Origin of the sequence: Kitasatospora sp. MY 5-36, from assembly GCF_001182915.1 — a bacterium.
Taxonomy (GTDB): domain Bacteria; phylum Actinomycetota; class Actinomycetes; order Streptomycetales; family Streptomycetaceae; genus Kitasatospora.
The window spans coordinates 1-13,895 of the sequence record NZ_LFVW01000287.1 but is presented as its reverse complement, the minus strand read 5'-3'; the positions used below and the strand labels follow the sequence as shown (position 1 = coordinate 13,895).

13 protein-coding genes and 1 other RNA gene are annotated in these 13,895 nt (G+C 71.1%); 2 read left to right on the top strand and 12 right to left on the bottom strand.

The genetic code is table 11. The features are described from left to right. The 3 genes from AE652_RS20015 to AE652_RS20005 form a co-directional block, all read right to left on the bottom strand. Nucleotides 1-249: glycoside hydrolase family 20 zincin-like fold domain-containing protein (locus tag AE652_RS20015; RefSeq protein WP_049653453.1), on the bottom strand; the 249-nt coding region annotated here is incomplete at its 3' end. A 91-nt stretch (nt 250-340) separates the two neighbouring features. Beyond that, nucleotides 341-619: a DUF3039 domain-containing protein gene (locus tag AE652_RS20010; protein WP_049653451.1), complete on the bottom strand. Its 279-nt coding sequence runs from the start codon at nt 617-619 to the stop codon at nt 341-343. Between the two features lie 63 nt (nt 620-682). Continuing rightward, nucleotides 683-1,267: a YqgE/AlgH family protein gene (locus tag AE652_RS20005; protein ID WP_049653449.1), complete on the bottom strand. Its 585-nt coding sequence runs from the start codon at nt 1,265-1,267 to the stop codon at nt 683-685. A gap of 300 nt (nt 1,268-1,567) precedes the next feature. On the opposite strand from AE652_RS20005, the gene murA reads away from it, so the two are divergent. Next, a complete protein-coding gene (gene murA / locus AE652_RS20000; RefSeq protein WP_049653446.1) occupies nt 1,568-2,908 on the top strand; it encodes a UDP-N-acetylglucosamine 1-carboxyvinyltransferase in 1,341 nt (446 codons plus the stop codon). 75 nt (nt 2,909-2,983) lie between these two features. Here the strand turns inward: murA and AE652_RS19995 are convergent, their stop codons facing one another. The 8 genes from AE652_RS19995 to ftsE all read right to left on the bottom strand — a co-directional run bounded on the left by AE652_RS19995 (nt 2,984) and on the right by ftsE (nt 11,983). After that, on the bottom strand, nt 2,984-3,268 hold the full coding sequence (locus AE652_RS19995) for an HU family DNA-binding protein (RefSeq protein WP_030242980.1): 285 nt from the start codon (nt 3,266-3,268) through the stop codon (nt 2,984-2,986). Between the two features lie 508 nt (nt 3,269-3,776). Continuing rightward, complete coding sequence (locus AE652_RS19990; protein ID WP_049653443.1) at nt 3,777-5,249, bottom strand: NAD-dependent malic enzyme; 1,473 nt, start codon at nt 5,247-5,249, stop codon at nt 3,777-3,779. 361 nt (nt 5,250-5,610) lie between these two features. Continuing rightward, a complete protein-coding gene (locus AE652_RS19985) occupies nt 5,611-7,914 on the bottom strand; it encodes a UvrD-helicase domain-containing protein (protein WP_049653441.1) in 2,304 nt (767 codons plus the stop codon). A gap of 150 nt (nt 7,915-8,064) precedes the next feature. Further along, nucleotides 8,065-8,446: a transfer-messenger RNA gene (gene ssrA, locus AE652_RS43485) on the bottom strand. Nucleotides 8,447-8,532: 86 nt separating this feature from the next. After that, nucleotides 8,533-9,009, bottom strand: coding sequence for an SsrA-binding protein SmpB (gene smpB, locus AE652_RS19980; RefSeq protein ID WP_049653438.1), 477 nt, complete (start codon nt 9,007-9,009; stop codon nt 8,533-8,535). Between the two features lie 44 nt (nt 9,010-9,053). Further along, a complete protein-coding gene (locus tag AE652_RS19975; RefSeq protein WP_049653437.1) occupies nt 9,054-10,190 on the bottom strand; it encodes a S41 family peptidase in 1,137 nt (378 codons plus the stop codon). A gap of 112 nt (nt 10,191-10,302) precedes the next feature. Next, nucleotides 10,303-11,214 carry a permease-like cell division protein FtsX gene (gene ftsX, locus AE652_RS19970; protein ID WP_049653435.1) on the bottom strand — a complete coding sequence of 304 codons (912 nt, stop codon included), beginning with the start codon at nt 11,212-11,214 and terminating at the stop codon, nt 10,303-10,305. A 79-nt stretch (nt 11,215-11,293) separates the two neighbouring features. Continuing rightward, nucleotides 11,294-11,983, bottom strand: coding sequence for a cell division ATP-binding protein FtsE (ftsE, locus tag AE652_RS19965; protein WP_049653434.1), 690 nt, complete (start codon nt 11,981-11,983; stop codon nt 11,294-11,296). A gap of 351 nt (nt 11,984-12,334) precedes the next feature. Here ftsE and AE652_RS19960 point away from each other — a divergent pair, with 351 nt between their 5' ends. Continuing rightward, a complete protein-coding gene (locus AE652_RS19960) occupies nt 12,335-12,529 on the top strand; it encodes a hypothetical protein (protein ID WP_049653432.1) in 195 nt (64 codons plus the stop codon). A 67-nt stretch (nt 12,530-12,596) separates the two neighbouring features. Here AE652_RS19960 and prfB read toward each other — a convergent pair whose 3' ends face one another. Next, on the bottom strand, nt 12,597-13,709 hold the full coding sequence (gene prfB / locus AE652_RS19955; RefSeq protein ID WP_049653430.1) for a peptide chain release factor 2: 1,113 nt from the start codon (nt 13,707-13,709) through the stop codon (nt 12,597-12,599). Nucleotides 13,710-13,895 lie beyond the last annotated feature (186 nt).

Sequence of the window (13,895 nt, the reverse complement as noted above, 5' to 3'; positions counted from 1 at the left end):
CAGGGCGTGGCCGGGGCGCACCGTGATCCGGTACGCCTCGGCGGCGAGCGTCCCGTCCTGGACCAGCTCGATGCCCGCGCCAGGCCGGCCCGGGCCGAGCGGCAGCCCGGTGGCGGCGGACAGCGTGGCCCGCAGCCAGCGCTCGGCGTCGGCCAGCGCGGGGGGTGCGGTCAGCGTGGTGGCGGCGTCGAGCGGATAGTCCTCGTCCGGGCGGCGGGCGGCACTCGAAGGTGCGGGAATGAGGTCCATTCCGACATCCTGCCCACGCCCCGACGATTGGCATAGACCACCAGGGGAACCCTGGTGCTATGCAAAACGGCGTTGTGCGGGGCGCCGCGGACTACTTCTTGTCGCCGTCGCCGCCCTGCGGCTTGCCGATGCCGTCGTAGATCTCCTTGCACATCGGGCAGACCGGGTACTTCTTCGGGTCGCGACCGGGCACCCACACCTTGCCGCAGAGCGCCACCACGGGGGACCCCGAGAGCGCGCTCTCCATGATCTTGTCCTTCTGGACGTAGTGCGCGAAGCGCTCGTGGTCGCCGTCCCCGTGGGACACCTGCGGGACGGGCTCGACCAGGGTGCCGGTGCCGAGGCCGCGCTCGGGCTCAAGAGTGCTCATGGGTGCCAAGTCTATGGGCGCCTCCGGAAACCCGGCCAGTGTCGCGGCTCCGGGCCGGTCGGCTCAGTTCATCGTCGGGTCGTCCGGGTAGGTCGCCAGCAGGGCGAGCGGGCCGCGCTGGCGGCGCAGCACCGAGCGCCACAGCCGCTCCGGCTCGGGGCTGGAGACGTCCCCCGGCTCGCAGTCCACCAGGTACCAGGCGCCGCTCTCCAGCTCCGCCTCCAGCTGCCCGGGCGACCACCCGGCGTACCCGGCGAAGATCCGCAGGCTGCCCAGTTCGCCGGCCAGCACCTCGGGCGGCGCCTCCAGGTCCACCAGGCCGATCGCGCCGTGCACCCGGCGCCAGCCGAGCGGCTCGCCGGTGCCCGGCTCCCCCGGCGCCACCGCGAGGCCGAGCGCCGAGTCCAGCGCCACCGGGCCGCCCTGGAAGACCACGGCCGGCTGTCCGACGAGTCTGTTCCAGCCGTCCAGCACACTGCCCACCTCGACCGGCGTCGGCCGGTTCAGGACCACGCCGAGCGCCCCCTCGACGTCGTGGTCGAGGAGCAGCACCACCGCCCGCGCGAAGTTCGGGTCGGTGAGCAGGGGCGTCGCGACGAGCAGACGGCCGGTGTGGGACCGGCCTCCGTGCGAATGGGCCGCCGTCATGCCCACATGATCCCGCAGAACCGCACCGCTCGGACACCGCAACGCCCGGAAACGGCCACGCCCACGAACACCCGTACGGCCGTACCGGGGGGCGGGCCCGGGCCCGGAGAGAGCACCATCACGGGAGAGGCTCACGGGAACCAACGGCACGCCTACTACCATCTACGTCTGGTGGACGCCTTTATACGGTGCCGACTCGGTTTCGCCGGGGGCCCGAACGCGCCCGTACGACCGGTCCACCACCGGCTCTCTCCCGGAGCCCTCCCCCCGACTCCTCTGGCACCCCGGATTGCGAGAACGATGACCGACGACGTCCTGCTGGTCCACGGCGGAAACCCGCTCGAAGGCGAGATCCGCGTCCGCGGAGCGAAGAACCTGGTGCCCAAGGCCATGGTCGCCGCCCTCCTCGGGCAGGGCCCCAGCAGACTGCGCAACGTCCCGGACATCCGCGACGTCAAGGTGGTCCGCGGCCTGCTGCAGCTGCACGGCGTGACCGTGCGCACCGGTGACGAGGACGGCGAGCTGATCCTCGACCCCTCGCACGTCGAGAGCGCCAACGTCGCGGACATCGACGCGCACGCCGGCTCCTCGCGGATCCCGATCCTGTTCTGCGGCCCGCTGCTGCACCGCCTCGGCCACGCCTTCATCCCCGGCCTGGGCGGCTGCGACATCGGCGGCCGCCCGGTCGACTTCCACTTCGAGGTGCTGCGCCAGTTCGGCGCCAGCATCGAGAAGCACCCGCAGGGCACCTACCTGGTGGCCCCGCAGCGGCTGCGCGGCACCAAGATCGAGCTGCCCTACCCCTCGGTCGGCGCGACCGAGCAGGTGCTGCTCACGGCGGTGCTCGCCGAGGGCGTCACCGAGCTGCGCAACGCGGCCATCGAGCCGGAGATCGTCGACCTGATCTGCGTGCTGCAGAAGATGGGCGCGATCATCACCCTGGGCACCGACCGGACGATCCTGATCACCGGTGTGGACGAGCTGAACGGCTACAACCACCGCGCGCTGCCGGACCGCCTGGAGGCCGCCTCCTGGGCCTGCGCGGCGCTGGCGACCAAGGGCGACATCTACGTCCGCGGCGCCCGCCAGCTGGAGATGATGACCTTCCTGAACACCTTCCGGAAGGTCGGCGGCGCCTTCGAGGTGGACGACGAGGGCATCCGCTTCTGGCACCCCGGCGGCGAGCTCAAGGCGATCGCCCTGGAGACCGACGTGCACCCGGGCTTCCAGACCGACTGGCAGCAGCCGCTGGTGGTCGCGCTGACCCAGGCCACCGGCCTGTCCATCGTCCACGAGACGGTGTACGAGTCGCGGCTCGGCTTCACCGGCGCGCTGAACCAGATGGGCGCGCACATCCAGCTCTACCGCGAGTGCCTGGGCGGCACCCCGTGCCGCTTCGGGGCCCGCAACTTCCTGCACTCCGCGGTCGTCTCCGGCCCGTCCAAGCTGATCGGCTCCGAGCTGGTCATCCCGGACCTGCGCGGCGGCTTCTCGTACCTGATCGCGGCGCTGGCGGCCGAGGGCACCTCGACCGTGCACGGCATCGACCTGATCAACCGCGGCTACGAGAACTTCATGGACAAGCTGCGCGACCTGGGCGCCCACGTCGAGCTGCCCAGCGAGCAGCTGGTCGACGCCTGACGGTCCGAGCACTCAACGGCGAGAGGCCGGGCTCCCCAGTGGGGAGCCCGGCCTCTCGGGCGTTCAAGGGGTGGCTCAGGCAGCGCCCTTGGCGGCTTCCTTCAGCTTGGAGCCGGCGCTCACCTTGGCGCTGTAACCCGCGGCGATCTGGATCGGCTCGCCGGTCTGCGGGTTGCGGGCGGTGCGGGCAGCGCGGTGGGTGCGCTCGAAGGTCAGGAAACCGGGAATGGTGACCTTCTCGTCGCCCTTGGCGACGACCTCGCCGACGATCTCGGCGAAGGCGGCCAGAACGGCGTCGGCGTCCTTGCGGGTCACCTCGGCGCGCTCGGACAGCGCGGCCACCAGCTCACTGCGGTTCATGTGTACTCCTGTGGTCTGTTCGCTTGCGGTGCGCGGGGGCCCATCGGTGCTCCCACCGGGGGGCACCCGGATAGGCCGCAGGTCCGCACACTGTGCTCATGCAGGCAATGCGTGGTCGCAGGCCGGGTCCGTACCCGATGCCGCGCGCCGGAGCCGTCGAAGGCCCGCCCGCCCGCCTGGGTACGAATCCTGCCCCGACCGGCCCCGAGAAAGCCAATCGGGCCCCGGCCGAGCCACCCGAACATCGCCCGCCCGTCGGAGGTGTGACGCTCCGTCGGCTCCGGCGGACCGGACCCGGGCGGCGGTCGGGACGACACGCCGGAAGACCAGGGGGACGTTCCGTACTTGTCGGACACGCCTGCCCCGTGCAGGGCTACGGTACGCCCTACGACTGACAAGCCCAAACACGCCCCTCGCCCTTGTGTCGCAAGGGTTCGGGGCGAGCTGGGCGGGTATGACCGCTATTCGCACATTTGAGCGATCTGCGACACGTCGCCCGAGCCGTCCGTCAGAGCTTGACGGTGGGGAACGCGGCGGTGTCGAGGGTGCCCACGATGCCGGGGGTCGGACGGGCCGGCGCGCGGTCCTCCTGGGCCCCCGCCAGGGCCGCCTCGCGCACCGCGGAGGCGACGGTCTTGGCCACGTCCTTGTGGAACACGCTCGGGATGATGTAGTTCGCGTTCAGCTCGTCGTCGGCCACGGTGGTGGCCAGCGCACGGGCGGCGGCGATCATCATCTCGGTGTTGACGGTGCGGCTCTGGGCGTCCAGCAGGCCGCGGAAGACACCCGGGAAGACCAACACGTTGTTGATCTGGTTCGGGAAGTCGCTGCGGCCGGTGGCGACCACGGCGGCGGTCTGCCGGGCGATGGCCGGGTCGACCTCCGGGTCCGGGTTGGCCAGCGCGAAGACGATCGAGTCCTCGGCCATGGTGGCCAGGTCGTCGCCGTCCAGGACGTTCGGGGCCGAGACGCCGATGAAGACGTCGGCGCCCGCCACGGCCTCCTTGAGGCTGCCGGTGCGGCCCGAGCGGTTGGTGTGCTCGGCGATCCAGCGCAGGTTCTCGTTGAGGTCCCCGCGGCCCAGGTGGACCACGCCGTGCACGTCCGCCACGGTGGCGTGCTCGACGCCGGCCGCCATCAGCAGCTTGAGGATCGCGGTGCCGGCGGCGCCGGCGCCCGACATCACCACGCGGATGTCGCCGATCCGCTTGCCGACCACCTTCAGCGCGTTGGTGAGGGCGGCCAGCACCACGATCGCGGTGCCGTGCTGGTCGTCGTGGAAGACCGGGATGTCCAGGGCCTCGCGCAGCCGGGCCTCGATCTCGAAGCAGCGCGGCGCGGAGATGTCCTCCAGGTTGATCCCGGCGAAGCCCGGGGCGATCGCCTTGACGATGGCGACGATCTCGTCGGTGTCCTGGGTGTCCAGGCAGATCGGCCAGGCGTCGATCCCGGCGAAGCGCTTGAACAGGGCCGCCTTGCCCTCCATGACGGGCAACGCGGCCTCCGGGCCGATGTTGCCCAGGCCCAGCACCGCGGAGCCGTCGGTGACCACGGCGACGCTGTTGCGCTTGATGGTCAGGCGGCGGGCGTCCTCGGGGTTCTCCGCGATCGCCATGCAGACCCGGGCGACACCCGGGGTGTAGATCATGCTGAGGTCGTCACGGTTGCGGATCGGCAGCTTGGAGGACATCTCGATCTTGCCGCCGAGGTGCATCAGGAAGGTGCGGTCCGAGACCTTGCCGATCGACACGCCGTCGATCGTGCGCAGCTTCTCGACGATCTCCTCGCCGTGCGCGACCGAGGCCGCCGCCACCGTGACGTCGATCCGCAGCGCCTCCAGCCCGGAGGCGGTGACGTCGAGACCGGTCACCGATCCGCCGGAGGACTCCACGGCCGTGGTGATCGCGCTGACGGCGTTGCCCCGGGCCGGGACCTCCAGCCGTACCGTGATCGAGTTGGAGACACTGGGCACCGTCGCCATCGACGCTTCCTTCTTCCGTCTGTCCCGCAGGCTCAACATTTTGTTGAAGGCATCGCCTGCGCATGCTAGACGTCGATCGTCGCACCTTCCAAGGGGTAGCCAGAAATAACGTTCATTGAGTGTGCGGACCCGACAATCCCACCCGATGGCCGTCCGGCTCCCGCCGCTCGCTCCTTGCCTCTCCCGGCCGATGCGTTACATTGGACGGGACACCGGCTCGATCCAAGCCCCCGGGCCCAACCTTCGTCCCTTCGAGGGACCACTTGCCGCGAGGCGAGCATGGCGGGTCGGTGTCGTAAACGTCTGAAGGCCCCTCACCACCCGGTGAGGGGCCTTCTTCCGTCGGATCCCGTAGGGTCCGTCAGCCGTGCAGCAGCGCGGGCACGCCGGCCGCGTCCGGCAGGTCGTCCGGACCGGAGAGCACGGTCAGCCGCTGGGTCGCGCGGGTCAGCGCCACGTACAGCACCCGCAGGCCGGCCTCCGACTCGCCGGCGATGCCGGTCGGGTCGGCCACCACGGTCGCGTCGTACTCCAGGCCCTTGGCCTCCAGGCTGCCCAGCACCACCACGCGCCCGCCCAGGCCCTCGGCCCAGCCGGCCGCCTCGCCCCGGCGGTCCATCGGCACCACGAGCGCCACGGTGCCGTCCACCTCGGCCAGCAGCCGCTCCAGCTCGGCCCGGGCGGCCTTGCCGAAGGCCTCCGGCGCGGGGTCGGTGGTGGCCGCGAAGCGCGGCTCCACGCCGACGTGGCGCACCGCGCTCGGCGACGGGGTGCCCGGCGCGGCCAGCGCCAGCACCTTGGCCGCCACCTCGGCGATCTCGGCCGGGTTGCGGTAGTTCACCGTCAGCGTGAAGCGGCGGCGCGGCTTGCCGGAGAGCACCTCGTCCAGCGCGGCCTGGGCCTCCTGCGGGAACGGCCAGGAGGACTGCGCCGGGTCGCCCACGATCGTCCAGGTGGCCATCCGGGCCCGGCGGCCGATCATCCGCCACTGCATCGGGGTGAGGTCCTGCGCCTCGTCCACGATGATGTGCGCGTACTCCGTGCGCTCGACCGGCTGGCGGTCGCGCTGGCGGGCGCTGCGGTCGGCGAAGGTGGTGACCTCGTCCAGGCCGCTCAGCAGGTCCACCGCGTCCACCTCGCGGACCTTCGGACGGGCCGGCTCGCCGAGCAGCACCTGGAGCTCGTCGATCAGCGCGACGTCGTGCGCGGACAGCGCGCCCTCGCCCCGCCCGGACAGGTGGCGCCAGGAGGCCGCCAGCAGCCTGGCCTCGTCCGGGGTGACGGCCCGGCGGGCGATCCGGTTGGTGTGCCGGTGCTGGCGCAGCGTGGCGAGCACCCGGCGCGGGGTCAGCGCCGGCCACCAGGCGTCCAGGAAGTCCAGGAACGACGCCTCGTCCGAGACGTACTCGTCGAAGGACTCCTTCTCCTCCTGGCGCTGCTCGCGGGCGTAGTGGTCCGCGGGCTTCGGCAGGTCCCTGGTGGCCTGCTGCCACAGGGCGTCCAGCAGCAGCCGGCGGGCGCGCGGGCGCAGCAGGTTCAGCGGGGTGCCGCCGGAGCCCACCACGTTGCCGCGCACGGCCTTCAGCCGGGAGGCGTCCAGCTTCAGCACCTCGCCCCGGGCGACCACCTTGAGCTCCTGCGGCGCGCCCAGCTCCAGCGCCGCGCGGGCGGCCCGGCGCAGCAGCTGGACCATCCGGGCCGAGCCCTTGACCCGGGCCGCCTCGGGCGTGTCGTAGGTGTCCGCCTCGATGCCGTCCACCAGCGAGCCGACCGCCCGGATGGCGACCTGGCCCTCCTCGCCCAGCGCGGGCAGCACGCCCTCGGTGTACGAGACCAGCAGCGCGGTCGGCGAGACCACCAGGATGCCCCCGGCGTAGCGGCGGCGGTCCTGGTAGAGCAGGTAGGCGGCCCGGTGCAGGGCGACGGCGGTCTTGCCGGTGCCGGGGCCGCCGGTGACCAGGGTGGCGCCCGCGGCGGCGGCGCGGATCACCTCGTCCTGCTCCTTCTGGATGGAGGAGACGATGTCGCGCATCGAGTGGCTGCGGGCGCGGCCCAGCGAGGCCATCAGCGCGCCGTCGCCGACCACCGCCAGCTCCTCGCCGTCCAGGGTCGGGGTGAGGTCGGGGCGCAGCAGGTCGTCCTCGACGCCGATCACCTTGCGGCCCTTGGAGCGGATCACCCGGCGGCGGATCACCCGGCCCGGTTCGACCGGGGTGGCGCGGTAGAAGGGGGCGGCGGCGGGCGCGCGCCAGTCGATCACCAGTGGGCCGTACTCGGCGTCCAGCACGCCCAGTCGGCCGATGTGGAGGGTCTCGGCGACGGCCGGGTCGGCCGGGTCGAGCGGGGTGTTCGACGGGATGCCGTGCTCCTCCGGGGCGTCGGCCCGCTGGAGGTCGATCCGGCCGAACAGGAAGTCCTCGAACTCGTTGTTCAGACGCTGGAGGTGGGCGCCGGCCCGGTAGACCTGGGCGTCGCGTTCGGCGAGCGCGCCGGGGGTGCCGACCTGGACCCGCTTGGCGGCGTCCTCCAGGATGTACTCGGCCTCGGCGAGCTTCTCCTCCAACCGGTGGTAGACGGTGTCGAGGTGCTGCTGCTCACCGGCGATCTCGCGTGCGCGGACGGTCTCGTGGTCGGTGGCGGGGGTGGTGGGCGTGTTGCTCTGCATGGCCTCGGTGGTAGCGGCGGAATCCGGCTCCGGAAAACGAGCGGACGGATGATCCTACGCCGCGACCCCCCGGCCGCGCTGCTCCGGAACGTACAAAAATCGAAGGCCGCCCTCCGCGGAGCGGAGGACGGCCTTCGTGTCAACATGGGGTGGTGGAGATGCCGGGAATCGAACCCGGGTCCAGTGGAGTTAATTCAGGGCTTCTCCGAGCGCAGTCCGCTGTGATTTTCTCGGCCCTGGCGGTCACACGGACAAGCCGCCAACAGGCCCAGCTGCTGTTTGATTTCCCATCCGCCCTCGCAGCCCGGGCGGACGGTTGAGTTCCCTAGATTATGCCAGGGTCCGGGTCGGGAACTCCCCGGTCTGACACCCAAGCGCTATCGGTGCTTATTAGGCAGCGAGAGCGAACTGCTGGGAATCGCGCTTAGAGTTGGCGATTATTTTTTTGCGACACGTGGTTAACGAGATCATTGCCGCGTTCCTCGGCTCGCTTCCCCTGTTTCAACATCCCCTGTCGAAACCGATCATCCCCATGTTTTGTTGAGAAACAGCTCGGACGGTCATCGTCCGTGTTGCTTGCGCCATAGTACGCGAGGCGACGGGCGAGGGTCCAGCGGATTAACCCTGGCGTCGGCGGGCCGCCGCCACCGCGCGGGCCGTCTCGCGGGTGTCCTGCTTCTCGCGCAGCGTCTGGCGCTTGTCGTAGAGCTTCTTGCCGACCGCGAGCGCCAGTTCGAGCTTCACCCGGCCGTCCTTGAAGTACAGCGAGAGCGGGACCAGGGTGTGGCCCGCGTCGCGGACCTTGCTCTCGATCTTGTGGATCTCCATCCTGTGCAGCAGCAGCTTCCGCTTGCGCCGGGCCGCGTGGTTGGTCCACGTCCCCTGGGTGTACTCGGGGATGAAGACGTTGTCGATCCACGCCTCGTGGTTCTGGATGTACGCGTAGCCGTCGACCAGGTTGGCCCGCCCCTCGCGCAGCGACTTGACCTCGGTTCCGGTGAGGACGAGGCCGCACTCGTAGGTGTCGAGGATCGTGTACTCGTGTCGCGCCTTCTTGTTCTGCGCGATCAGCTTCTGTCCGGTTTCCTTTGCCATAACGCGGCCATTCTCGCACTTCGAGGCCGGATCGGGCAGCTGCTTTAGGCGCGGGTGCCCAGCCCCGAGAGGACCCGCAGGGCGAGCTCGTCGGCCTCCTCGCCCGAGCCGGCCGGGACGTCGGGGGTGAGGCCGGTGCCGTCCGGGGAGCGGCCCGCCGGGGTGTAGTAGCGGCCGACGGTCAGTTCCAGCACGGCGCCGTCGGCGAGCCGGCTGGGCTGCTGGACGGTGCCCTTGCCGAAGGTCCGCGAGCCCACCACCACGGCGCGGCTGCGGTCCTGGAGGGCGCCGGCCAGCAGTTCGGCGGCGCTCATCGTGCCGCCGTCCACCAGCAGCACCAGCGGGGTGCGCTGGTCGCCGCCGGGCGGGGCGGTCAACTCCCTGGTCTCGCCGCGCTCCTGGTACGAGCCGACCGTTCCGCCGTCCAGGAAGATCCCGGCGGTGCCGGCCGCCTCGTCGACCAACCCGCCCGAGTTGCCGCGCAGATCGAGCACCACGCCGGCGTGCGGGGCGCGCAGCGCGGCGCGCACCTGGTCGGCCACGCCGCTGGTGAAGCCGCGCACGGTCACCCGCAGCACGCCCTTGCCCAGCTGCTCCGCGGTGACCTGCCGGCTGTCCAGCAGCACGCGCCGCAGCCGCAGTTCGCGCTCCTCCCCCTCGCCGCGCCGGACCGCCAGGGTGACCTCGGAGCCGGCCCGGCGCTCCTCGCCCTGGCCGCGCAGCCGCGCCACCACCTCGGTGACCGGCAGGTGGTCGGCCTGGTCCTGGCCGATCCGTACGAGCCGGTCGCCGGGGGCGATCCCGGCCGCGGCGGCCGGGCCCCCGGGCGCGACCTGGGAGACCTCGGTGACGCCGTCCTGGCCGCGGCCGACCGAGAGGCCGACGCCCGGGTACCGGCCGTCCAGGCCCTGGCTGAACTCCGCGTACTCCTGGGCACTGTAGTACGCGCCCCAGCGGTCGCCGCCGGCCGCCAGCAGGTGCTCGGCCTGCTGCTCGGACAGGGCGGCGCCGGCCGGGTCCGCCGGGAGCCCGCCGGTGGCCCGGACGGTGTCGGCGGACGGGCTGTGCGGCGGCCCGCCCGGGTCGCCCCAGGCGCCGGTGGCCGCGCCGGCCAGCAGCACGGCGCCGAACACCAGGCTGAGCGCGGCCACCTGGCGGGCCCTGCGCGGAGTTTGCAGCATGGACCGGAGTGTAGACACCGCTCCGAGCGGGACGAACCGGAACGACGGGCCCCGGAACGCCGACGGCCCCGGACGGCGCAGTGCCGTCCGGGGCCGTCGGGGCGTCCGGGAATCAGACCTTGAGGTACTTGCGCAGCGTGAAGAACGCCGCCACACCGGCCATGCCCATACCCACCACGATCAGCAGCGGTATCACCGCCAGCACCGAGCCGAGGCCGATGAAGTGGATGAACTGCACCCGGTCGGCCAGCCAGTTCTGGACGAAGAAGTGCCCGCCGATCAGCAGTCCGGAGGCCATCATCGCGCCCAGCAGCGCCGAGAAGGCCGCCTCGGCGATGAACGGCATCTGGACGTAGAAGTTCGACGCACCGACCAGGCGCATGATCCCGGTTTCACGCCGTCGGCTGTACGCGGACACCCGGACGGTGTTGACGATCAGCAGCAGCGCGACGAACAGCATCAGCACCATGATCACGAAGGCCGCCGTCTGGAGGCCGTTCAGCAGGCCGAACAGGTTCTCCAGGATCTTCCGCTGGTCCTCGACCGACTTGACGCCGGGCTTGCCGGCGAAGGCGCTCTGGATCACGTCGTACTTGGTCGGGTCGTTGAGCTTGACCCGCCAGGACTGCGGCATGGCGTCCGCGCCCAGGACGGAGATGAGCGGGTTGTCCGGGTTCATCTCCTTCCAGTGCTTGTACGCGTCGGCGGAGCTCTCGTAGGTGGACGACTGGACCACCGAGGTCATCTTGTCCAGCTGGTCCTTGATGTCCTGGACCTGCTGGTCGGTGGCCGCACCCTTGTCGCACTGGGGCGAGTTCCGGGCGTCCGCCTTGGTGCAGAAGTAGATGCTCACCTCGACCTTGTCGTACCAGTACCCCTTCATGGAGTTCACCTGGTCGCGGACCAGGAGCGAGGAACCGGCGAGGGCGAGGGAGAGCGCGACACTGACCACGACCGCGATGGTCATGGTCAGGTTGCGTCGGAGACCCACACCGATCTCCGACAGGACGAACTGGGCACGCATGCGGGAAACAACTCCAGGGTCGGTACTGCTCCGGGACTGGCGGTTCGGGCCGGCGGCCCTACGGGTCAGCGCTGGTCGGTCAGTGCTGGTACCCGTAGACGCCGCGGGCCTGGTCGCGGACGAGCAGCCCCTTGTCGAGCTCGATGACGCGCTTGCGCATCTGGTCGACGATGGCCTGGTCGTGGGTGGCCATCAGCACCGTGGTGCCGGTGCGGTTGATGCGGTCGAGCAGCTTCATGATGCCGACCGAGTTCTGCGGGTCGAGGTTGCCGGTGGGCTCGTCCGCGATGAGCAGCATCGGACGGTTCACGAAGGCCCGGGCGATCGCCACGCGCTGCTGCTCACCACCGGACAGCTCGCCCGGCATGCGGTCCTCCTTGCCGCCGAGGCCGACCAGCTCCAGCACCTCGGGCACCACCTTGTTGATGGCGCTCTTGGGCTTGCCGATCACCTCCAGCGCGAAGGCGACGTTCTGCGCGACCGTCTTGTTCGGCAGCAGGCGGAAGTCCTGGAAGACGGTGCCCAGCTGGCGGCGCATGTGCGGCACCTTCCAGTTGGACAGCTTGCCGAGGTCCTTGCCCAGCACGTGCACCGCCCCCGTGGTGGGGCGCTCCTCGCGCAGGCACAGGCGCAGGAAGGTGGACTTGCCCGAGCCGGACGAGCCGACCAGGAAGACGAACTCACCCTTCTCGATCTCCAGCGAGACGTTGTCCAGGGCGGGACGGTTCTGCTTGGGATAGGTCTTGGAGACGTTGTCGAATCTGATCACGGCTGCATCACGGAGGCCATCCTAGGCGGCGCCAGTCCTTGGGTCGGTCCGCCCCTGGGGCCCGGCCCGGGGGCGGTCGAAGGGAGCGCGGAGGGCCGCTCCCGGACTCGGACCATACGCGAATCGGCATCCGGCCCGCAGGGGCCGCCCGCGACAACGCCCGCCCCTTGGGAGAGAATGTCCGTTTATGCCCCGAATATCGGGGGTCATCTCGCAGCCCGGGAGCCGGAACCGCCGGAACCTGGCAGAGTGGAGGGGGCGACCGCGTCACGGCCGCTCCCCCGTACAGGGCAGCACATGGAACCAAAGCCCCGTCCGGCGCGTTGGCTGTAGCAGCGAGGAGGAGATCGCATGACCTGCGACCATCTGGTGTGCGCCAACTGCAACGGCCGCGTCAGCGACGGGCGTTGCCCGGTGTGCCGGGCCAACCGGGCCCGGATCCAGGAGCAGCAGAGCCCGTTCGCCGCACTCTCCCCCGCGATGCTGCTGGCCCTGCTGGCCGGGCTGCTCGCGGTGGCGCTGATCGCGCGGCAGGCTCTGGCCTGACAACCCACGAGACGTACGACGAAGGGCCCCGACCGCTGCGGTCGGGGCCCTTCGTCGTCGTCTGCCGCTACTCGGCACTGGTCTCGCGCTGCTTGCGCCAGCGGATCCCGGCCTCGATGAAGCCGTCGATGTCGCCGTCCAGCACGGCCTGCGGGTTGCCGGCCTCGTACGCGGTGCGGACGTCCTTCACCATCTGGTACGGGTGCAGCACGTAGGAGCGCATCTGGTTGCCCCAGGAGCTGCCGCTGTCCTTGAGCGCGTCCATCGCCGCCTTCTCCTCCTGGCGGCGCCGCTCCAGCAGCTTGGCCTGGAGGACGTTCATCGCGGACGCCTTGTTCTGGATCTGCGAGCGCTCGTTCTGGCAGGAGACCACGATGCCGGTCGGGATGTGCGTGATGCGCACCGCCGAGTCGGTGGTGTTGACGCCCTGACCGCCGGGGCCGGAGGCGCGGTAGACGTCCACCCGGAGCTCGCCCTCGTCGATGTCGACGTGGTCGGACTGCTCGACGACGGGGAGCACCTCGACACCGGCGAAGGAGGTCTGCCGGCGGCCCTGGTTGTCGAACGGCGAGATGCGGACCAGGCGGTGGGTGCCCTGCTCGACCGAGAGGGTGCCGTAGGCGTACGGGGCCTTCACGGTGAAGGTCGCGGACTTGATGCCGGCCTCTTCGGCGTACGAGGTGTCGTACACCTCGGTGGGGTACCCGTGCCGCTCGGCCCAGCGCAGGTACATGCGCATGAGCTGCTCGGCGAAGTCGGCGGCGTCCACGCCACCGGCCTCGGCGCGGATGTTGATCAGCGCCTCGCGGGCGTCGTACTCGCCGGACAGGAGGGTACGGACCTCCAGCTCCTCGACCGCCTTCTGGAGGGCGACGAGCTCGTTCTCGGCCTCGGTGCGGGTGTCCGCGTCGTCCTCGGCCTCGGCGAGCTCGAACAGCACGCCCAGGTCGTCGATACGGCTGCGCAGGCCCTCGACCCGGCGCAGTTCGCCCTGGAGGAAGGAGAGCCGGCTGGTCACCTTCTGCGCGTTCGCGACGTCGTCCCACAGGGTGGGGGCGGCTGCCTCCTCCTCCAGGACCGCGATGTCGGCCCGGATCTTGTCCAGGTCGATGACGGCCTCGATCGACCCCATGGTCGTATCGAGGTTCTTGAGCTCTTCGGAAGGATCGACGGCTGCCACGCCCCCAGGGTAATGGTTCCGGGAGTGGTCATGACGACACCCCCGGTCCCCCCGGCCTCACGACGGCGGCCACGGCCCCGGCTACGGCGCCCGCGGGGCCGTGCCGGACACCGCCGGACGGGTCGGGTGGCCGCCGTCCGGGACGGTGGCCGCGAAGGCCGTCCAGGCCGCGGCGGCGCCCGCCAG